Here is a 19,314-nt window from a genome sequence, read left to right as displayed (position 1 = left end):
GGTGGGTCTGCAATACCCCACAGGGCAGCGTCCTAACTCCCCAGCCTTGGCGGACTCACCCCAACCAAATTGCGGGGCATGCCGATGAAACAGAATCGGCGCCCCTAAGGAGAGCGTTATGAGCCACTTTCTCGATAGACTGAAATATTTTAAGAAGGTAGAGAGCACCTACTCTGGCGGTCACGGCATCGTGACCAGTGAAGACCGCCAGTGGGAAGACACCTACCGCAACCGCTGGCGCCATGACAAGGTGGTGCGCTCCACCCACGGCGTCAACTGCACCGGTGGTTGTTCCTGGAAGATCTTCGTGAAGAACGGCCTGGTTGCCTATGAGATGCAGCAGACCGACTACCCGCGTACCCGCGATGATATGCCTAACCACGAGCCTCGGGGCTGTCAGCGTGGTGCCTCCTTCTCCTGGTACCTCTATAGCCCGCACCGCATCAAGTACCCCTTGGTGCGCGGCCGTCTGGTGGAGCTGTATCGTAAAGAGAGAGCGGCAGGCAAGAACCCTGTCGCTGCCTGGGAAGCGATTCAGAGCGATCCCGCCAAGCGCAAGAGTTACACCGCAGTACGCGGTCTGGGCGGTTTTGTCCGTGCCGATTGGGAGGAGATGACCGAGATCATCGCCGCCGCCAACATCTACACCATCAAGAAGTGGGGACCAGACCGGATCTACGGCTTCTCGCCGATCCCCGCGATGTCGATGATTTCATACGCCGCCGGCTCGCGTTACCTCTCGCTGATCGGTGGTGCTTGTGGCTCATTCTACGACTGGTACTGTGACCTGCCGGCAGCCTCTCCTCAGGTGTGGGGTGAGCAGACCGATGTGCCGGAAGCGGCCGACTGGTACAACTCCAAATATCTGATCGTCTGTGGCTGCCAACCTGCCGATGACCCGTACACCCGATGCTCACTTTGCCATCGAGTCGCGTTACAACGGCACCAAGGTGGTCTCCATGGCGCCGGACTACGCGGAGTATGTGAAGTTTGCTGACCTGTGGATGCCGGTCAAGCAGGGCACCGACTCCGCCGCCTTCATGGCGATGGGGCATGTGGCACTCAAAGAGTTCCATATCAACAAGCAGGATCCCTATTTCACCGAATACGTGCGGAAATACACCGATCTGCCGATGCAGTTGATGCTGCGCAAGGATGGTGACCATTATGTCTCTGGCCGGTTCTTGCGTGCTTCTGACTTCGACAAGAACTTGGGCGAGACCAATAATCCTGAGTGGAAGACGGTGGTCTTCGACACCAAGAGTAACGCTTTTGTGGTGCCCAACGGATCCGTCGGTTTTCGCTGGGGAGAAGAGGGTAAGTGGAATCTTCTGGAGAAATGCGGGCTGATCAGGCCGAGACCGAGGCCGAGCTCTCCTGCATCAACAGCAAGGACACGATTGTTGAGGTTGCCTTTCCTCACTTCACGCCGGGCGAGGATGAGATGCTGCTGCGCAACATCCCGGTGCGCAAGCTGAAGTTGGCCTCTGGTGAAGAGGCTCTGGTCTGCTCTGTATTTGATCTGCAGGTAGCCCAGTATGGCATCGACCGCGGCCTGGGCGACAATCTGGCGACCGGCTACGATGATGACAGTGTGCCTTACACCCCGGCATGGGCCGAGAAGATTACTGGTGTAAAGCGTGCCGACCTGGAACGTACGGGTCGTGAGTTTGCACAAAACGCCTCTGAGACCCAGGGTAAATCCATGGTCATCATGGGTGCCGCCATCAACCACTGGTATCACAACGACATGGGTTACCGCAGCATCATGAACCTGCTGCATATCTGTGGTTGTGTCGGTCAATCTGGCGGTGGCTGGGCTCACTATGTGGGTCAGGAGAAGCTGCGTCCCCAGGCGGGCTGGGCGCCCATCGCCTTTGCGCTTGACTGGAATCGCCCACCGCGCCACATGAACAGCACCACCTACTGGTATTTTCATACCGATCAGTGGCGCTATGAGAAGGTGCAGGCCGACGATATTCTGGGTTCTACCGCCCAGGCCAAGTATCGTGGCTATCAGCTGGCCGACTACAATGTGGTCTCCCAGCGTCTGGGGTGGCTGCCTTCCGCGCCTCACTTCAACAAGAACCCGCTCGATATCGTCAAGGCGGCCGAGGCCGCGGGTGCGACCGATGAGGCGGGTGTGGCCAGCTATCTGACTGAGCAGCTGAAGAGCGGTGAGACTGCCTTTGCCTGTGAGGACATCGATGCGGAAGAGAACTTTCCCCGCAACCTCTTTGTCTGGCGTGCCAATCTGCTGGGTTGTTCCGCTAAGGGGCATGAGTACTTCCTCAAACATTTGGTTGGTGCTCAGAACGGCGTCATGCAAGAGGGTGTCGAGGGTCAGAACTCCAAAGAGATCAAGTGGCGTGAGAAGTCTCCGGTGGGCAAGCTGGACCTGATGGTTGATATCAACTTCCGTCTTAACTCCACTGGTGCCTATTCGGACATCATCCTGCCGACCGCAACCTGGTACGAAAAGGCCGACCTCAACACCACTGACATGCACCCCTTTGTGCATCCGCTGGGCAAGGCGGTCGATCCTGCCTTCGAATCCAAGTCCGACTGGCAGATTTTCCAGGCCATCGCCAAGAAGTTCTCCGAGTTGGCTGAAGAGCATCTGGGTACCGTCAAGGACGTGGTCTCCCTGCCCATGCAGCACGATTCCCCGATGGCGCTGGCACAGCCCTTTGGTGAAGTGAAGGATTGGAAAAAAGGTGAATGCGACCTGATTCCTGGCAAGACCGCACCGCTGTTCAAGGTGGTGGAGCGTGACTACCCCAACACCTATAAGAAGTTCACCTCGGTCGGACCTCTGATGAATAAGTTGGGCAACAATATCAAAGGTATTGATTGGAATACCGACCTGGAGATCGAGCAGCTATGCTCACTCAACGGTGTCATCCATGATGAAGGTGTTTCCAAGGGCCGGCCGTCGCTGGTAGATGATGTCGCGGTGTGCGATACCGTCTTGCATATGGCGCCGGAGACCAATGGCGAGGTTGCACACAAATCCTGGTCGGCACTCTCCAAGAAGACGGGTATTGATCATAGCCACCTCTACGCGGGGCGGCATGAGGAGAAGATCCGTTACCACGATATCGTCGCTCAGCCGCGCAAAATCATTACCGCGCCGACCTGGTCGGGTATCGAATCGGAAGAGGTGAGCTACAACGCCTGCTACACCAACATCCATGAGCATATCCCTTTCCGTACTCTGACCGGTCGTGCCTCCTTCTATCTGGATCACGAGTGGATGCGTGATTTCGGTGAGGGTCTGTGCTGCTACCGTCCGCCTCAGGATCTGGGTGCGCACAAAAACCTGCCAAAGGAGCTGGCCAGCAAGCTGAAGGGTAAGAAGACCCTGACCCTGAACTGGATCACCCCGCACTCCAAGTGGGGTATTCACTCCTCCTACCAGGACAACCTGCGCATGCTGACCCTGTTCCGTGGTGGTCCCTACTTCTGGCTGAATGAGAACGAAGCCAAGAGTATCGGCATCAAGGACAACGATTGGGTCGAGGCGGTCAATGCCAACGGTGCGACGGTGGCCCGGGTGGTGGTTAGTCAGCGAGTGCCCGAGGGCATGGCCATCATGTATCACGCTCAGGAGAAGAACGTTAACGTGCCGGGTTCCAATACCACCGGTAAGCGTGGCGGCATCCTCAACAGCGTGACCAAAGTGGTGATGAAACCCACCAACATGATCGGTGGTTACGCCCAGCTCTCTTACTCCTTCAACTACTACGGTACGGTGGGAAGTCAGCGTGATGAGAACGTCATCGTTCACAAGATCGAAGACGCCGACGTGAATTGGTTGGAAGGCGATCTGACGCCGGAGCGCGAAGCTCAACTCAATCCCCCGGGGATTAATAACTGAGTCAGTTGATCGTATTGATGCAGGGTGGAATCGATCCCCACCCTGCATCCCGGTGGAAAGAATTTTGAGGAAGATAAGATGAAGATACGTGCGCAAATTGCCATGGTCCTGAACCTGGACAAGTGCATCGGCTGCCACACTTGTTCGGTGACCTGCAAAAATATCTGGACCAACCGAAAGGGTGTGGAGTACGCCTGGTTCAATAATGTAGAGAGTAAACCCGGCATTGGTTTCCCTAAGAACTGGGAAGATCAGGAGAAATGGAAAGGCGGCTGGGTTAAGAAAAATGGCAAGCTGGAGCTCAAGGCCGGTGGTCGTATCAGCAAGCTGCTGAACATCTTTGCGAACCCTGACATGCCTGAGATCGACGACTACTACGAGCCGTTCGATTACGATTACGCGAAATTGCAGAACAAGCCTCTGTCTGAGGCGGCGCCCACTGCACGCCCGCTCTCCCAGATCACCGGTGAGCGGATGGAGAAGATCCATTGGGGGCCTAACTGGGAAGATGATCTGGCCGGCGCCTTCGAAGATCGTTCAAAGGACAAGAACTTCGAGGGCATCCAGAAGCAGATGTACAAGGAGTTTGAAAAAACTTTCCACATGTACCTGCCGCGCCTGTGCAACCATTGCCTGAATCCGGCGTGTGTCGCCAGTTGTCCCTCTGGCGCCATCTACAAGCGTGACGAGGACGGCGCGGTACTAATCGATCAGGATCGCTGCCGAGGCTGGCGCATGTGCGTCAGTGCCTGTCCCTATAAGAAGATCTATTTCAACTGGGAGTCTGGCAAGTCGGAGAAGTGCATCCTCTGCTATCCGCGCATCGAGTCTGGCATGCCTACCGCCTGCGCCGAGTCCTGTGTTGGCCGCATCCGTTATATGGGCGTGGTGCTCTACGATGCTGACAAGATCAGCGATGCGGCGGGCACTGACAATGAGAAGAACCTGTATCAGTCGCAGCTCGACATGTTCCTCGACCCCAACGATCCGGCCGTCATTAGGCAGGCGCTGGAAGATGGCATTCCGCAACAGTGGTTGGATGCGGCTAAAGACTCCCCAGTCTACAAGATGGCCATGGAGTGGAAGATTGCCTTTCCGATCCATCCTGAGTTCCGCACCCTGCCGATGATGTGGTACGTGCCGCCGTTGTCGCCGGTGCAGAGTCAGATCGATCAGGGCAAGCTGCCTACCGAAGCGGATGGGGTGATTCCGAAGTCCGAGGCGCTGCGTTTCCCCGTACGCTATCTGGCCAACCTGCTGACCGCTGGTGATGAGGCACCGATCCTCAGTGCCCTCAACAGAATGCTGGCGATGCGCAGCAATCAGCGCTCCAAGTCGATTGAAGGCAAGCCGAATGTTGCGGCACTGGAATCTGTCGGGTTGACTGAACTGCAGGCCGAGGAGATGTACCAGATGCTCGGTATCGCCAACTACGAGGATCGCTTCGTTATCCCGACCGCCCATGAGGAGATGGTGCAGGAAGATCCCTATGCCTTCCAGGGTCAGAACGGATTTGGGCCTGGCAATACCAGTTCACACGGTAGCGAGGCCGGTCAGGGCTTTACCCTGTTCCCGAGTCCGCGTAAACGCACCCATACCCCGCAGGGCATTCAGCCCCGCAAGAAGGGCTAACCGGGAGAGTTCACCATGCGTATATATAACATTATGGCTCGTCTGCTGGATTACCCGACCGAGGAGTTGATGGAGAATCTGCCAGCCATCATAACGATACTGAAAGAGGATCCCGAAGTGAGTGCACAGGAGCGCGAAGACCTGATGCAGCTGATCTCATGGATGCAACTGCACGACCTGATCGGTATGCAGGCTGATTACGTACAGACCTTCGATATGACCCCGGAACACGATCTGCACCTGACCCACCATCTGTTTGGTGACGATCGGGGACGCGGTCCGGCACTGATCGACCTTTCGGAACACTTCAAGAGTGCAGGGCTGGAGGTAGAGGAGGGTGAGATCCCGGACTATCTGCCGCTGATTCTGGAGTATGTGTCGACGCTGGATGAGATGCAGGCAAGGGTCTTTCTGGGGGATGCCGCGAAGGTGATTACCGTACTGGCGGAGAACTTGGAGAAGGCGGAGAGCCCCTATTCACGACTGCTGCGGATTGTGGAAGGCCGTGGTCATCTAGCCAAAGCAGCCTGAGGAGATAGACAAATGAACTTACATGACTTGGTTTTTGGGGCTTACCCCTATCTGGCTGGCGCCATCTTTCTGCTTGGCAGCTGGATCCGTTTTGATCGTGAACAGTACACGTGGAAGGCGGACTCCAGCCAATTGCTCAGCAACAAGAATATGCGGCTGGCGAGTAACCTGTTCCACGTCGGCATACTGGGCATCTTTTTTGGTCACGCGGGAGGCATGTTGCTGCCGCACAGCTGGTTCCTGGCGATGGGCATCTCCGATGTCGGTCATCAGTATATCGCTATCTATGCCGGTGGCATTTTCGGCATTATGTGCCTGATCGGCGCCGCGATGCTGTTGTATCGGCGTGTCACCAACCCCCGGGTTAAGGCGGTGAGTCGTAATCGCGATACCTTTGTCATCGGCTGGCTGCTGGCCACCGTGACCCTGGGGCTGAGCACCCTGCTGGTCTCCACAGGTCACGCTGCCCACGGTGATGTTTCGGAGATGATTGCTCTGACCGAATACGTCAAGAGCATTGCCACCCTGAGTGTGGACCCGAGCTTGATCAAGGATGTGTCGCCGATCTTCAAGACCCACATGTTCTTCGGTATGACGGTATTCCTGGTCTTCCCATTCACCCGCTTGGTTCACGTCTGGAGTGTGCCGGTGACCTATCTCGGTCGCGCCTACCAGATCGTCCGCGTCAAGCGGGTGCGGATGAACTAACAGAAAGTAGATGTTGTAGAGCGGGAGCGATTGCTCCCGCTCACTTTCACGAGGCGTTAATCATGAGTACGAACCCTTACGCAACACGGATCGAATATCTGGATGTCGACGGCAAAAAGGTGGCCACGGACCAGGAGGGTTATATCCAGGATATGGATGAGTGGTCGGAGGGCTTTGTAAAGGCGTTGGCCGAAAAAGAGGGGCTAGAGTTGATCGATGACCACTGGGACGTGATCAACTATATCCGCGACTATTATGAAGAGCACCGAGTTCAGGCTCAGGTGCGCGATATGATCAAACATTTCAGGACGGCGTGGGGTAAGGAGCGCGGCAATAACCGTTATCTCCACGATATCTTTCCCAAAGGCGGGCCGCAGAAGCAGGGTAACCGCCTGGCGGGTATTCGCAAGACCAAGGGTGAGCACTGAGCTAATCACTATGTAGGAACAGGGGTATCCGGCGGTAAAGGCATCTTCTCCGCCTCCTGATCTTGCTATGGCCGAGAAAGAGCGGCTGACCCCGGGGATCAATACCCGAATATGTTGTTGAACGAAAGCGGAGGCGTGGAGAAGGTCAGGGTGGAGTGCGCTGGAGGTTGTTGATATCGGCCAGGCTGATATATAACACGAACCATGCTTAAAAAAATCATAGGTCTAAAGCGGGATATGACCGAAAAGGAGTTCGTGATTTCGGTCATGGGCGCCTTTGTCGGTACCCTGATTGCCTCGTTCTTCAGCAACATGATACTGCAGGCGGAGGCGATGCCGCTCATTCTGGCGTCTACCGGCGCCTCGGCGGTGCTTATCTTTTCCCTGCCCTTCAGCCCTGTATCCCGACCATGGAATCTGGTGGGTGGCCATTTGGTCTCCGCATTTGCAGGCGTCTCCTGTTATTTGCTGGTACCCGGTGAGCTGCTCGCGGCATCCATTTCCATTCCCAGTGCGATGCTGCTGATGCACCTTTTTCGATGTATGCATCCACCTGGCGGCGCCACGGCGATTACTGCGGTGGTGGGGGGAGCCAATGTTCATGCCTTGGGATACGCGTTTATCGTGATCCCCGTTTTTATCAACGCCATTATCCTGCTCTCCATCGCGATGGCGATTGCAACCTTTCGCGATGACAATCCGTTTGAATCCCGGCTCAAAGGAGAGGGGGATGAAACGCTGGATGTGCTGGAAGAGTGACAGGGAGCGAAAGCTCGCTGGAGAGATCCTTGTTTATTCTTGTCGATGAGACTGCAAAGTAAAATATGGTGTTGTTATGCTCTGGAATCTAATGATGCACGCCCTTATGGGCTGGCTCGGGGCTTACTATTTTCTCTGGTCTCCCGAAGGAATAGGAATGGCTGTGTTGGTTGTCTGTGTGACTCAGGCGGTTGATCAGATCCGGCTAAGAAAAGAAGCGTGGAGCGAGGTCGAGTCGATGGCCGAACGCGAGGATACCACACAACAGCTGGAGGCCGGCATCAACAAAAAGATGGCGCTGGTGTTTGTGCAGAACGTCGTTTTATATGCGGCGATCGTGCTCCTAGTTGCAGAGATGGCCCGTACCCGCGGTTGGTTGTGATGAATGAAGCGGCCTTGCGTCGCCAATCGAACCGCAGCAACGCGACAGCAGTCAGTCACGCTTGCTCTCATGCAAAACCGCATCGAGGTCGAGCATTTTTATTGCGCTGATAGCCGCCTCCCAGGCACCTTCGTGGCACAGTCCGCTGATGGCGGCATGTTGGTAACCTTCAAGCGCGGCACGTATGCATGCATCCCTGACCGCAGTGGCCATGTGGTGCGTGTCACTCGGTTCGTGTTGCGTTGTCATCGTCTTCTTACTCAAGGGGTGTTATCCCTGCGGTTAAACCTAGAACAGTAGTATTTATCCTGACAGGACCCGATCATGCAAGTGACAAAAGACAAAGTCGTAACCATCGAATACACCATGACCGATGAAGAGGGCACTGTGGTTGATACCACTGACAATGGAGAACCTCTCTCTTTCATTCAAGGCAAAGAGAGCCTACTTGCTGCGATTGAAGCAGCAATCGAAGGCCGCGATGTGGGGGAGAAGTTATCGATCGTCCTCGAGCCGGAGCAGGCTTACGGACATCGGGATAAAAGTCTGATCAGGAAGGTGCCGAGAAGTCATGTCAATGTCTCGGGAGATCTGGAGGTTGGCCTCAAATTGAGAGGTAGAAACGGCTCTAATGTCACGCCGATTACGGTTGTCGAATTCGACGATGAAACGGTGACGCTGGATGCAAATAATCCGCTTGCTGGCGCCACGCTGGGTGTGGAATTGGTGATCGTGGAGGTGCGCGATGCGATTGATGAGGAGCTGAAGAGCGGCAGGGTCCAGGATATGGAAGCAATCTACGAGAAGGAGCGGGTCGACGGCGTGGTGGTGGAATTCAAGCTATAGAAATCTGTATCTCAGATCATCTATTCTCGCTCGAATAAGGTCCCCAGCCCTGATCTAACAAGGGCGGCACTGTGCCGGCAACAGCGGCGGATTATGCTGTGCTCAGCAATTGTTCCATGCATTGTTCCCGGCTTTGGTCCGGGTGTTGCCCGAGCTCCCACATCCCTGGGGGCGAGCCTCCTGTATCTGACACCCAGCGGGGAGGGAATGTAGAAAGATCGCAGGCGCTATCTCTGCCAGGCAGCTGTAGCCCGACCTGTGGGATTGGGGGCAAAAAAAAGCCCGCTTGCGCGGGCTTTTCTTTTGCCCCAGCAGGGGCGAGTCGAAAACAGCCTTATTTGGCGGCAAGCTCCTCAAGCTTCTTGGCCGGAATCACCTGTCCGTTGAGGGCGGCATCCTTGGCGCTGCGCCCAAAGGCGACACTCATCAGGGTCGAGTAGTAGACCACCGGCATGTTGAACTTGGAGCCGTAGGTCTCGTTGATCTGATCCTGATAGATCTCTACGTTGGCCTGACATAGCGGGCAGGGGGTGACGATCATGTCGGCGCCGTTATCGTAGGCCGCTTCGATGATGCCGTGGATCATCTCCTGGGACTTCTCCGGCTCGGAGAATGCCAGGGCGCCGCCACAGCACTGCACCTTTTTCTCAAAAGTTGGGATCGACTCAGCGCCGACAGCCTCAACGATCTTGTCCAGGTACTGCGGATTCTCGAACGACTCGCCCGCGATACCAAAGGGGCGGTTGGTCTGACAGCCGACATAGCCGGCGATCTTGATACCCTCAAGGGGTTTCTTGACCTTCTCCTTGATGGCATCGAAACCGATATCCTCGACCAGTACCTCCACCATGTGGCGGACCTTGGCTTCGCCCTTGTAACGCAGACCGCCTTCCGCCAAGGCAGTGTTGGCATCCTTGAACATCTGCTCGTCTTCAGAGAGACGCTCTTTGGCCTCGCGGGTGGAGAGCCAGCAGGCTGCGCAGGTGGCGACGATTTCCTGACCGGCATTGTGCTCCTCGGAGAGGGCGATGTTGCGGGCCGAGAGAGTCAGGCGGGGCAGCTCGCCACCACCGCCATAGCCGATGGAAGCGCCACAGCAGTTCCAGTCGGGGATCTCGTTGAGGGTAATATCCAACTCTTCACACATGGTCTGCGCAGAGACCAGGTAGTTGGATGAGGTTGCTCCTGTCTGTGAGGAACAGCCCGGGTAGAAGGAAAGTTCTATCTTAGCCATTGCGGTTTGTCCTCACTCAGCTGAAGTCCTGGATGTTGCCATCCTCGATTTCCTGGGCCTTCTTGATGATCTTCTGTAGATCTCCAGGGTTCTTAACACCATGCCCACCAAGGATTTCCATGGCGTTCATGCGTTTGGCCTTCATCATGTTCTGTCCCAGCTTCTGATTAGCCATGGCGTTCTTGATGCCCTGGCTGAAGCCGTCCTTGAAGTACATGGAGAGGCCCAGCTTGAGCTCGTTGACACGGCCCTTCTTCATCAGGTTGTCCCAAAAGATCTGGGAGAATTCCTGAGTCGGCTGCTTCTTGGGCACCAAGCCGAGACGTTTAGCATAGGTCGCCAGGCCGTGCATGATGTGGGTGATCGGCAGGCCGCGGGGGCAGCGTGCGATGCAGTTGTAGCAGGAGGTGCACATCCACATCGAGTCGGAGGTCAGCACCTCTTCGCGCTTGCCGGCACGGATCATCATGAAGATCTCCTGCGGCGGATGCTCCCAGTGCTTGCCGAGCGGGCAGGAGCCAGCGCACACGCCACACTGCATGCACATCTTGACCCATTCGCCCTCTTCCACGTTCGCCTCAACCTCCTTGAGGAAGCTGTTGCGATAGTTGTTGATCTGATTGCTCATTGGGAAGACTCCTTAGAACTTGAACGGGCTGAGGCCGATCTTCTCGACGGTCTCTGCCATGTCGTTGATCAGCTGCGGCGCACGCTGGGTGTCGGTGATCGCGACCTCGTGGAGCACGACGCGTTCCGGTTCCAGATTCAGCGTGTCCAGGGTGTCGCCAACCTTGCTCATGCGCTCCGCCGCCATCGCGGAGCCGCGCACGAAGTGACACTGGTAGTCGTCATCACGGCGGCACCCCATCATCACGATGCCGTCATAACCGTTGTTCAGCGCATCGGTCACCCAAGAGAGGCTCACAGAACCCAGGCAACGGACCGGGATGACACGCGCCCAGGGGTTGATCTCGACGCCGTTCTGCGCGGCCTGGTCGAGTGCCGGGTAGGCGTCGTTCTCGCAGGCCAGCACCAGGATGCGTGGCTTCTCGTCCCACTCTTCCGGGATCTCGACGTTCTTGATCTGCTGGTTGACGGTCTCCACCGAGTAGTTCTCGAAGGAGATGACGCGTACCGGACAGGCACCCATGCAGGTGCCACAACGACGGCAGCGTGCCTCGTTGTACATCGGGTAGCCCTCTTCGTCCTCGTTGATCGCGCCGAACGGGCACTCAACGGTACAGCGCTTGCACTGGGTGCAGCCCTCCTTGCGGAAGCTGGGGAAGGAGAGGTCGCCAGAGCGGGGGTGAACCGCCTGTCCCAGCGCGGCATGCTCGGCCGCCTGGATTGCCTTCAGCGCGCCACCGGTGGCGTCGTCCTGGGCCTGCTGGATATCCATCGGGCGGCGCACTGGGCCGACCGCGTAGATGCCGGTGCGGCGGGTCTCGTAGGGGAAGCAGATGAAGTGAGAGTCGGTAAAACCGTGCCGTAGGTGTGGCAGGTCGGTGCCCTGACGGTACTCCAGGTTGAGGATCGAGGGCGGAGCCACCTCCAGCGCCTGCTTCAGTGTCTCCTTCTCTGCGGAACCTTCCTCGGCCTCCTCGAAGGCGAGCTGGGCATAGGGATCGGGGCCAGAGTTGGGCTCCATGCCGGTGGCCAGGACCACCAGGTCACACGCCATCTCGGTATCCTCGTTGAGGATCTGGTCATGGAACTTGACGCTCAGGGTGCTGCCGGTAGCCACTTCGGAGGCGATGCCCTTGGAGAAGGTCACCATCGCCTGCTGGCCAGCACGGTAGAAATCCTCACCGCCGGCGCCGGGGGTGCGCAGGTTGTCGTAGAGGATGGTGGTGTCACAGTCGCCGTTCAGCTCCTTGAAGTACATCGCCTGCTTGATCGAGACCAGGTCGGTGACACCGGAGAAGTAGGGCAGGTGGCCCTCCTTATCGGAGCACTGGCCTGCGTTCTGGATGAAGCAGACGCTGCTGACTTCCTTGCCGTCGGAGGGGCGCTTGATCGGGCCGCCGTTGGCGGCAACCGCGAGTGCTTCCAGTTCCAGGCCGGTGATCACATCCTTGCTCTTGCCGTAGCCGAGTTCGGGCAGCTTGTTGGCATCAAAAGGCTTCCAGCCGGAGGCCTGGATGATGGCGCCGAAGGAGACGGTCTCGCTGGAGCCCGACTCAGTGGTGATATCGACCTCGAAGCGGCCGGGGGCGCCGTCGGTCTTGGCCACGCTGCTGTTGAGGTGCACGGTGATCATGTCGTTGCCTTCGATGGCAGCGACTAGGCCGGGTACCGGGTTCTCTTCCGGTGCGTCGTAGGGTGCGCGAGTCGGGATGATCTTGTAGTAACTGCCTACCGCGCCGCCCAGGGCGCCGCTCTTTTCGACGATGTGTACCGGATAACCGGCGGCTGCCGCCTCGATGGCTGCAGTCATGCCGGTGATACCACCGCCGACCACTAGCAGGTTCTTGTTCAGCTCTTGCTCGCCGGAGCTGGATGGGATGCCCATCGACTTCAGCTCGGCGCAGGCCATGCGGACGTAATCGTCCGCCATCTCCTGGGTGGTTTCGCGATTCTCGTCGGTGTCGGGACGGATCCAGATGACGCCTTCACGCAGGTTGGCGCGGGTGATGGCGACATCTGGGATGTTGAAGGCCTCGACCTTGGCGCGGCGGGAGCAGGCAGCGATCATGACATGGGTGACACCGTCGTTGGCGATGTCGTCTTTGATCATCTGCACGCCTTCGGCGCCACACAGCAGTTCGTGTTGCTTGCAGGACTGCATCTTGCCGTCGCGGGTGGCCGTCTGCTCCAGGGTGGCGGCGTCCAGGCGTTCGCCCAGGCCGCAACCGGTGCAGACATAACCAGCAAATTTCTTTTCGTCAGCCACTGTTTAACCCTCCGTTCCGGCTACGCGATTAACCACCTGAACCGCACGCAGGGCGGCGCCGGTGGCGTGTTGTACCGCACGGTTGACGTCCAGTGCGTCGGACGAGCAACCGGCTGCGAAGATGCCGCCGTTGTTCGGATCGGGCTCAATGAAACCCTCTTCGTTCATCACGATCTCGACCGGGAAGCTGGCCTTGTCGACGCTCGGCTCCATGCCGACCGCGAGTACGACCAGGTCGTGCTCGTTGGCGTAGCGGTTGTAGCCTTCGGTATCCACGCCGTGCAGCACCGGGCTGTCATTCTCGCCCTTGACGATAGAGGCCACCTTGGACTTGATGAACTTGACGTTATCCTTCGCCTTGACCGTTTCGTAGAAGTCCTCGAAGCGGTCGATGGCGCGGATGTCGATGTAGTAGATGGAGATATCGACATCGTCTGCCGGGTAGGTGGCCTGCTTCAGTGAGGCCATGCAGCAGATGCGCGAGCAGTGCAGCAGGTGGTTCTTGTCGCGGGAACCGGCGCACTGGATGAAGGCGACGTTCTTTACCTCTTTACCGTCGGAGGGACGGACGATCTTGCCACCGGTGGGGCCGTTCGGATCGGCCAGGCGCTCGAACTCGACGTTGGTGATGACGTTGGCAAAGCGATCGTAGCCGTAGGGCTGGATCTTGTTGGCATCGTAGGGCTGCCATCCGGTGGCCCAGATCACGGCGCCGGCCTTCAGTTCGATGGTCTCTTCCTGCATCTCCAGATCGACCGCGCCGACCTTGCAGGCGTCCGCCGCCTTCTGTGCGTCATCGGTGCCGATGATGGCGGGGTCGATGACGTAGCGTTGTGGGTGAGCCATGGTGTGGGGCAGGTAGGCGCCCTTGCGTTTGCCTAAGCCGTAGTTGTACTCGTCGTCGAACTCGGCCTCGACAGCGCGACCACAGTCGCCGCAGCCGGTGCACTTTTCGTTGATGTAGCGGGGGCTAATCTTAACGGTGGCGGTGTAGTCGCCAGCTTCGCCCTTGATGTCGGTTACCTCGGCCATCGTGATGATGTTGAGGTTGGGGTTCATCTTGGCCCGACGCTGGTTGATCTCCAGACCACAGGTCGGGAAACAGAGCTTGGGAAAGTATTTGTACAATTGGGTGACGCGGCCGCCGACATAGGGGCGCTTTTCAACCAGTACGACCTGTTTTCCGGTCTCGGCAGCTTCAATGGCGGCGGTCATGCCGCTGATGCCACCGCCGACCACCAGAATGGTCTCGTTGGTTGCGATTACTTCCGTCATGGATCTTCCTCCGTCGCGGAATGGCTTTTCAATGTGAAACAGTGAGCGAGCCAATAGTTGACTTGATCGCTAGGTTATTTCATGATTGACGGCGCGTTTCCACGCCCCCGGATTCTGGATCCGCTACGATACGCGTCTTCGCGCCTCCCTTCTATATGAATGCCCCCTATTCCCTATCGAATTTTCCAATGGTTTGATAGAAAGCGGTTATGCTTTATTAGTAGCTGCTAATAAAACAAGGTTCTCTGCAGGGTTTTGTCACTGCCGGTTCCTGCCTGGCTGGATTCCCACGGCGCATTCATGGCTTATCGGCTTGCCTCCAACCGGGGCTGAGGTTAGCGTGGGCCAGCCATAGAGATAAGGATAAAGAGTTGGACGCACGCACCCTGAAGCCGGAAGAGTATTTTGTTGAGAGCGAACCCTACTACGAGCCGGTGGGGGACGAGATCGAGATCTTCGAGGTGGCCTATCGCAACCAGTTGCCGATCCTGCTCAAGGGGCCGACTGGCTGTGGCAAGACCCGTTTCATGGAGCACATGGCATGGCGTCTGAAACGCCCGCTGATCACCGTCTCCTGCCACGATGATCTGACCGCCTCCGACCTGGTGGGGCGTTTTCTGGTCAAGGGTGGCGAGACGGTATGGGTCGACGGTCCGCTGGCGGCGGCGGTGCGTGCCGGCGCCATCTGCTACCTCGACGAGGTGGTGGAGGCGCGCAAGGATACCACCGTGGTGATCCACCCGCTGGCCGACGACCGGCGCGTCTTGCCGATGGAGAAGGTGGGCGAACTGCTCGAGGCGGGCAGCGACTTCTGCTTGGCGATCTCCTTCAATCCCGGCTACCAGAGCGTACTGAAGGATCTCAAACCGAGTACCCGCCAGCGCTTCATCGCACTGGAGTTCAATTACCCCGATGCGGAGCTGGAGCAGCGGATCATCTGCGCAGAGTCGGGGGTTGATGCGGATGTGGCCGGGCGGCTGGTGCGGTTCGCGCAGATGACCCGCAATCTCAAGGGCAGCGGCCTCGACGAAGGGGCCTCAACCCGCCTGTTGGTGCACACGGCCAAGCTGATCCACTCCGGGATCGAGCCAGTCAACGCCTGCCGTGCCGCTATCGCCCAGACCCTGACCGATGATGCCGACATGCTGACGGCGGTCAACGAGCTGAGCGCCTCACTCTTCTGATTAGCATTTGCTCGGATCATGGCGCCGCAACCTGAACTCTCACTGGGGCAGATCCAGGCTCTCCTGGATGAGCTTTTCGAGGTCGAGTTCACCTTTCGCAATACTACCGAGCCGGCCAATGCCATCAAACGGTTAGTGCCGGCGGAGCAGCGCTTTGTGCTCGACTGGGTGGGGCGCATCAGCAGCACCAACATCGAGCTCGCCTACCAGTTCTGCTTGAAGGCCGCCGATGCGCTGCGGCTGATGGATGAGTCGATGATCGAGACCTGGGTGGTGCAGGCGATGGACAGCTACGACCGGGTTGGGCTGCAGCCGGCGCTGAAGGTGATCCGCGACATCGATATCTTTGTGCGACAGGGGCGCGAGCGCGCCTCGGGCGCGCTGTTCGACGAGCAGGTGGGGGTGCTGTTGCCGTTCGTGCATGGTCTCTCCGGGCGCAAGCTGAAGTTGGAGCAGGCCGACTTTGCCTACACCGACAGCGAGACGATCTACCTGCCGGCGGTGATGGCGCACCTGCCCAACCCGCGTGACAACTTTCAGCTCTATAAGGCGACTGTGGCGCACCTCTGGGCGCAGACCCGCTTCGGTACCTTCCGGGTCGATATCGCGGCCGAGCTGGAGCGTTACGTTGCGCCGCGGCATGCGTTGCGCTGCTTTCATGCGCTGGAGTCGGTGCGCCTCGACGCCTGTGTGGCGCGGGAGCTGCCTGGACTCTATCGTGAGATGCGGCGGCTGCAGATCGAGCTGGGCGATACGGTGACGGGTGATGCTTGGCAGAGGCTCAGTGCGCCGTTGCAGGCGGCGAGTGCAACGGTTACCGACAGTCTCATCCTGCTGCCCCAGGCGTTGGCGTTGTCGCCGCCGCCATCGAGCTGTTTCTATGGTGAACTGGCGCCGGGGCAGGTGGCGGAGGTGATGCAGCGGCGCATCGAGCGGGAGAAGGCGCGCTTCCGGGTCGCCCTGAAGAAGATCGACGATGAACTCAACGAGGGGCGCCAAGAGCGTACTGAGGCGCCGTCGCCTCGCACCTTCCATCGGCTGTTCGACGAGGAGCGGGAGCCGATGGTTCCGGAGGGATTCGAGATGGAGTTGGCGGTGGATGGCAACCGCATCCCGCTCACTGATGAGCTGAAGCAGACCATGACTTCGATCATCCAGGATCTGGGTGATATCCCGGATGAATACCTGATCCCGCTGGCCCCGGCGAGTACGACCTCAGCGCCTTTGAAGAGCAGGGCCTCAATCCGGATGAGTCTGGAGCGGTGCCTATCATGAAGAGGGGGCGTTTCTCTATCCCGAGTGGGACTTCCGCCGTAAGCACTACAAGAAGGATTGGTGCGTGGTGCGCGAGCTGCAGATCCAGCCGCAGTACGATGGGTTTGCCACGCAGGTGTTGCAGAAGTATCGGCGGCTGCTGGCGAGCCTACGCCGTACCTTTGAGGCGATGCGCGATGAGGATCGTCTGTTGAAGCGCCAGGCCTATGGTGACGGGGTGGATATCGATGCTTTTGTCGAGGCCTGGGCCGATCTGCACATCGGCCTGGAGATGAGCGACCGGCTGTTTACCCGGATGCAGCGGGAGGAGCGCAGCATCGCGGTGATGTTCATGGTCGACATGTCCGGTTCCACCGAGGGCTGGATCAACCAGATGGAGCGTGAGGCGCTGGTGCTGTTGGCGGAGTCGCTACAGATGGTGGGTGACCGCTACGCCATCTACGGTTTCACTGGGCAGGGACGCAAGCGCTGTGAGCTGTTCCAGATCAAAGCGTTCGATGAGGCCTACGATGCCGAAGTGCAGGCGCGCATCAGCGGGATCACAGCCGGCGATTACACTCGCATGGGGGCCGCGATCCGCCATCTCACCGCCAAACTGAAGTCGGTGGAGGCGCGCACCAAGCTGCTGGTGACTCTGTCGGATGGCAAGCCGGAGGACTATCCCGATCACTATCGTGGCGAATATGGGGTGGAGGATACCCGCCAAGCGCTCTACGAGGCGCGCCAGGATGGGGTGCACGCCTACTGCATCACCATTGATGAAGAGGGCCAGGACTACCTGCCGCATATGTATGGTGCGGCCAATTATGCGCTGATAGTGATGTTGAGGCGCTGCCGCGCAAGGTCTCTGAGATCTATAAAAAACTCACCAGCTGAGCTCTCTTGTGGTTCTCAAAATCATAATTGGCGGTGCTGCTGATGATATTGGTTTATCGGCAGTTTCTGTGATGCTGAAGCTGCTTGCTTTCGCTTGGGGTGCTTGGCAACCTGACGATCTTGGTCGCGCAGACGGCCAGTTGCAGCAGTCCCCACTGGAGGAATCATGAAAGCAAAGATCATTGCGCTGTGCATACTCGCCGGGTTTGGCGTATCTCAGGCAGAAGCGGCCCCCGGCTACAGCTATGCTCCCGGACCTCGCTATCAGCAACTACAGCCGCCAGGCCCTGACCAGGTGCTGAAGCAGGGTATCGAGCAGCTGATCAGCTTTATGCACAGGCCAGCAGGGGCGATCGCCGCAAGCGCTTGCGGCCTTTCTCGAACAGAACATTGCCCCTTCCTTCGACTTCGCTTACATGGCGCGCTGGGCGGCCGGGCCGGCCTATCGGACGATGAACGAGACACAGCGTGAGGTGATGGCGCGGAAGATAAAGCATCTGCTGCTGGGCACCCTGGCGAAGCGCCTCTCGGTCTATGACGATCAGGGTATGCGCCTGTTCCATTCGCGGCGAGTCGGTCGCAACGAGGCCAAAGTGACGGTGGGCATCATGGGCAGTGCCGGCTACCCGGCCAAGCTGATTTTCCGTCTCTATCGCGGTGAGGCGGGCTGGAAGGTGTTTGACGTCGCCGCCAATGGCAACAGCGCACTGGCCTACTATCGGCGACACTTTGCCCGCAAACTGGCTGGCAGAGGGCATTGAGGCGGATCGACCATTCGCGAACTTTTGGCTGGTCGCGGCCTCAAAACAGCCAGGCTGTATATCTATTGTGAGTCGCACTGCCCATGTCCCCAGCGAGTAATGGCACCCCAGAAACGCCACAGACGACAGGTATAGGGCGAGGCATGACCCTTGCCGCCTGGGTGTTGTTGCTGGGGCTGTTCGCGCTGCTCTTCTCCGGTCTGCTCGAGCGTCAGCACAACCCCAACCACGAATTGCTGGTGGTTGAGGGAGAGCAGGGCGGGGCTGAGGTGGTGCTGCAGCGCAACAGTCGCGGTCACTATCTGGCACCGGGTCGGATCAACGGCGTGCCAGTGCTGTTTCTGCTCGACACTGGGGCGACCAATGTGGCCCTCTCCGAGCGGCTGGCTGAGCGCATTGGCTTGCCGCGCGGCGCCTCGTCATTGAGTGTCACCGCCAATGGCACCGTAAGGAGCTGGCTGACACGCCTCAACCGGGTGGAGCTGGGGCCGCTCAGTATGTCCGGTGTTGAGGCGTCGGTCCTGCCTGGTATGGCGGGCGATGAGGTGCTGCTCGGGATGAGCTTTCTAAAACATTTGGAGTTACAGCAGCAGGGCGATAAGCTGATCCTGCGCCCTCCCGGCTAAGCTCGGCGGGCGCCCGTGCAGCAG

18 protein-coding genes and 1 pseudogene are annotated in these 19,314 nt (G+C 58.4%); 14 read left to right on the top strand and 5 right to left on the bottom strand.

Annotated elements, in window-relative coordinates:
* Positions 1-118: 118 nt before the first annotated feature.
* The 7 genes and pseudogenes from RIFP1SYM_RS03005 to RIFP1SYM_RS02975 all read left to right on the top strand — a co-directional run bounded on the left by RIFP1SYM_RS03005 (position 119) and on the right by RIFP1SYM_RS02975 (position 8,320).
* Positions 119-3,880 (top strand): annotated as a pseudogene (locus tag RIFP1SYM_RS03005) (nitrate reductase subunit alpha).
* Positions 3,881-3,958: 78 nt separating this feature from the next.
* On the top strand, positions 3,959-5,512 hold the full coding sequence (gene narH / locus RIFP1SYM_RS03000) for a nitrate reductase subunit beta (protein WP_050798697.1): 1,554 nt from the start codon (positions 3,959-3,961) through the stop codon (positions 5,510-5,512).
* A 15-nt stretch (positions 5,513-5,527) separates the two neighbouring features.
* On the top strand, positions 5,528-6,043 hold the full coding sequence (gene narJ, locus RIFP1SYM_RS02995) for a nitrate reductase molybdenum cofactor assembly chaperone (RefSeq protein WP_005959165.1): 516 nt from the start codon (positions 5,528-5,530) through the stop codon (positions 6,041-6,043).
* Between the two features lie 12 nt (positions 6,044-6,055).
* The gene (gene narI / locus RIFP1SYM_RS02990) at positions 6,056-6,751 is read left to right on the top strand and encodes a respiratory nitrate reductase subunit gamma (RefSeq protein ID WP_005959164.1); all 696 of its coding nucleotides are present in this window, start codon (positions 6,056-6,058) and stop codon (positions 6,749-6,751) included.
* A gap of 62 nt (positions 6,752-6,813) precedes the next feature.
* The gene (locus RIFP1SYM_RS02985) at positions 6,814-7,179 is read left to right on the top strand and encodes a TusE/DsrC/DsvC family sulfur relay protein (RefSeq protein WP_005959163.1); all 366 of its coding nucleotides are present in this window, start codon (positions 6,814-6,816) and stop codon (positions 7,177-7,179) included.
* 237 nt (positions 7,180-7,416) lie between these two features.
* Complete coding sequence (locus RIFP1SYM_RS02980; RefSeq protein ID WP_240991616.1) at positions 7,417-7,938, top strand: HPP family protein; 522 nt, start codon at positions 7,417-7,419, stop codon at positions 7,936-7,938.
* Between the two features lie 157 nt (positions 7,939-8,095).
* Complete coding sequence (locus tag RIFP1SYM_RS02975) at positions 8,096-8,320, top strand: hypothetical protein (RefSeq protein ID WP_006474370.1); 225 nt, start codon at positions 8,096-8,098, stop codon at positions 8,318-8,320.
* Positions 8,321-8,371: 51 nt separating this feature from the next.
* Here the strand turns inward: RIFP1SYM_RS02975 and RIFP1SYM_RS02970 are convergent, their stop codons facing one another.
* Positions 8,372-8,584, bottom strand: a complete 213-nt coding sequence (locus RIFP1SYM_RS02970; RefSeq protein WP_240991615.1) for an acetyltransferase — start codon at positions 8,582-8,584, stop codon at positions 8,372-8,374.
* Between the two features lie 60 nt (positions 8,585-8,644).
* Between RIFP1SYM_RS02970 and RIFP1SYM_RS02965 the strand changes: the two genes are divergently transcribed.
* The gene (locus RIFP1SYM_RS02965) at positions 8,645-9,166 is read left to right on the top strand and encodes an FKBP-type peptidyl-prolyl cis-trans isomerase (protein ID WP_005959160.1); all 522 of its coding nucleotides are present in this window, start codon (positions 8,645-8,647) and stop codon (positions 9,164-9,166) included.
* Positions 9,167-9,500: 334 nt separating this feature from the next.
* On the opposite strand, the gene RIFP1SYM_RS02960 is transcribed toward RIFP1SYM_RS02965, so the two are convergent.
* Genes RIFP1SYM_RS02960 through RIFP1SYM_RS02945 form a run of 4 tightly spaced genes read right to left on the bottom strand, consistent with a single transcriptional unit; the run spans position 9,501 to position 14,568 of the window.
* On the bottom strand, positions 9,501-10,400 hold the full coding sequence (locus RIFP1SYM_RS02960) for a CoB--CoM heterodisulfide reductase iron-sulfur subunit B family protein (RefSeq protein ID WP_005959159.1): 900 nt from the start codon (positions 10,398-10,400) through the stop codon (positions 9,501-9,503).
* Between the two features lie 16 nt (positions 10,401-10,416).
* Positions 10,417-11,028, bottom strand: coding sequence for a 4Fe-4S dicluster domain-containing protein (locus RIFP1SYM_RS02955; protein WP_005959158.1), 612 nt, complete (start codon positions 11,026-11,028; stop codon positions 10,417-10,419).
* Positions 11,029-11,040: 12 nt separating this feature from the next.
* On the bottom strand, positions 11,041-13,293 hold the full coding sequence (locus tag RIFP1SYM_RS02950) for an FAD-dependent oxidoreductase (RefSeq protein ID WP_005959157.1): 2,253 nt from the start codon (positions 13,291-13,293) through the stop codon (positions 11,041-11,043).
* Positions 13,294-13,296: 3 nt separating this feature from the next.
* Complete coding sequence (locus RIFP1SYM_RS02945) at positions 13,297-14,568, bottom strand: CoB--CoM heterodisulfide reductase iron-sulfur subunit A family protein (RefSeq protein ID WP_006474367.1); 1,272 nt, start codon at positions 14,566-14,568, stop codon at positions 13,297-13,299.
* Between the two features lie 371 nt (positions 14,569-14,939).
* On the opposite strand from RIFP1SYM_RS02945, the gene RIFP1SYM_RS02940 reads away from it, so the two are divergent.
* The 6 genes from RIFP1SYM_RS02940 (at position 14,940) to RIFP1SYM_RS02925 (ending at position 19,290) form a co-directional block, all read left to right on the top strand.
* Positions 14,940-15,752, top strand: a complete 813-nt coding sequence (locus RIFP1SYM_RS02940; protein ID WP_005959155.1) for a CbbQ/NirQ/NorQ/GpvN family protein — start codon at positions 14,940-14,942, stop codon at positions 15,750-15,752.
* An 18-nt stretch (positions 15,753-15,770) separates the two neighbouring features.
* Positions 15,771-17,027: a hypothetical protein gene (locus RIFP1SYM_RS17815; RefSeq protein ID WP_005959154.1), complete on the top strand. Its 1,257-nt coding sequence runs from the start codon at positions 15,771-15,773 to the stop codon at positions 17,025-17,027.
* 67 nt (positions 17,028-17,094) lie between these two features.
* Complete coding sequence (locus tag RIFP1SYM_RS17810; protein ID WP_240991999.1) at positions 17,095-17,946, top strand: nitric oxide reductase activation protein NorD; 852 nt, start codon at positions 17,095-17,097, stop codon at positions 17,944-17,946.
* A 123-nt stretch (positions 17,947-18,069) separates the two neighbouring features.
* A complete protein-coding gene (locus RIFP1SYM_RS17305) occupies positions 18,070-18,375 on the top strand; it encodes a hypothetical protein (protein ID WP_139042043.1) in 306 nt (101 codons plus the stop codon).
* Positions 18,293-18,664 (top strand): MlaC/ttg2D family ABC transporter substrate-binding protein, encoded by a 372-nt coding sequence (locus RIFP1SYM_RS02930; protein ID WP_081417692.1) that lies wholly within the window; start codon positions 18,293-18,295, stop codon positions 18,662-18,664. Before RIFP1SYM_RS17305 ends, RIFP1SYM_RS02930 begins: the two co-directional genes overlap by 83 nt.
* A gap of 83 nt (positions 18,665-18,747) precedes the next feature.
* Positions 18,748-19,290: a retropepsin-like aspartic protease family protein gene (locus RIFP1SYM_RS02925; RefSeq protein WP_005959151.1), complete on the top strand. Its 543-nt coding sequence runs from the start codon at positions 18,748-18,750 to the stop codon at positions 19,288-19,290.
* Positions 19,291-19,314 lie beyond the last annotated feature (24 nt).

The sequence above is a fragment of the endosymbiont of Riftia pachyptila (vent Ph05) genome (assembly GCF_000224455.1).
GTDB classification, from domain to species: Bacteria; Pseudomonadota; Gammaproteobacteria; order Chromatiales; family Chromatiaceae; genus Endoriftia; species Endoriftia persephonae.
Note: the sequence above shows the minus strand (reverse complement) of the source record. Positions and strands in the feature narration are given on the sequence as shown.

Coding starts and splice junctions, on each gene's coding strand:
- narH (WP_050798697.1), top strand. CDS start 3,959: ATGAAGATACGTGCGCAAATTGCCATGGTCCTGAACCTGGACAAGTGC.
- narJ (WP_005959165.1), top strand. CDS start 5,528: ATGCGTATATATAACATTATGGCTCGTCTGCTGGATTACCCGACCGAG.
- narI (WP_005959164.1), top strand. CDS start 6,056: ATGAACTTACATGACTTGGTTTTTGGGGCTTACCCCTATCTGGCTGGC.
- RIFP1SYM_RS02985 (WP_005959163.1), top strand. CDS start 6,814: ATGAGTACGAACCCTTACGCAACACGGATCGAATATCTGGATGTCGAC.
- RIFP1SYM_RS02980 (WP_240991616.1), top strand. CDS start 7,417: ATGACCGAAAAGGAGTTCGTGATTTCGGTCATGGGCGCCTTTGTCGGT.
- RIFP1SYM_RS02975 (WP_006474370.1), top strand. CDS start 8,096: ATGGCTGTGTTGGTTGTCTGTGTGACTCAGGCGGTTGATCAGATCCGG.
- RIFP1SYM_RS02965 (WP_005959160.1), top strand. CDS start 8,645: ATGCAAGTGACAAAAGACAAAGTCGTAACCATCGAATACACCATGACC.
- RIFP1SYM_RS02960 (WP_005959159.1), bottom strand. CDS start 10,400: ATGGCTAAGATAGAACTTTCCTTCTACCCGGGCTGTTCCTCACAGACA.
- RIFP1SYM_RS02955 (WP_005959158.1), bottom strand. CDS start 11,028: ATGAGCAATCAGATCAACAACTATCGCAACAGCTTCCTCAAGGAGGTT.
- RIFP1SYM_RS02945 (WP_006474367.1), bottom strand. CDS start 14,568: ATGACGGAAGTAATCGCAACCAACGAGACCATTCTGGTGGTCGGCGGT.
- RIFP1SYM_RS17815 (WP_005959154.1), top strand. CDS start 15,771: ATGGCGCCGCAACCTGAACTCTCACTGGGGCAGATCCAGGCTCTCCTG.
- RIFP1SYM_RS17305 (WP_139042043.1), top strand. CDS start 18,070: ATGAAAGCAAAGATCATTGCGCTGTGCATACTCGCCGGGTTTGGCGTA.
- RIFP1SYM_RS02925 (WP_005959151.1), top strand. CDS start 18,748: ATGTCCCCAGCGAGTAATGGCACCCCAGAAACGCCACAGACGACAGGT.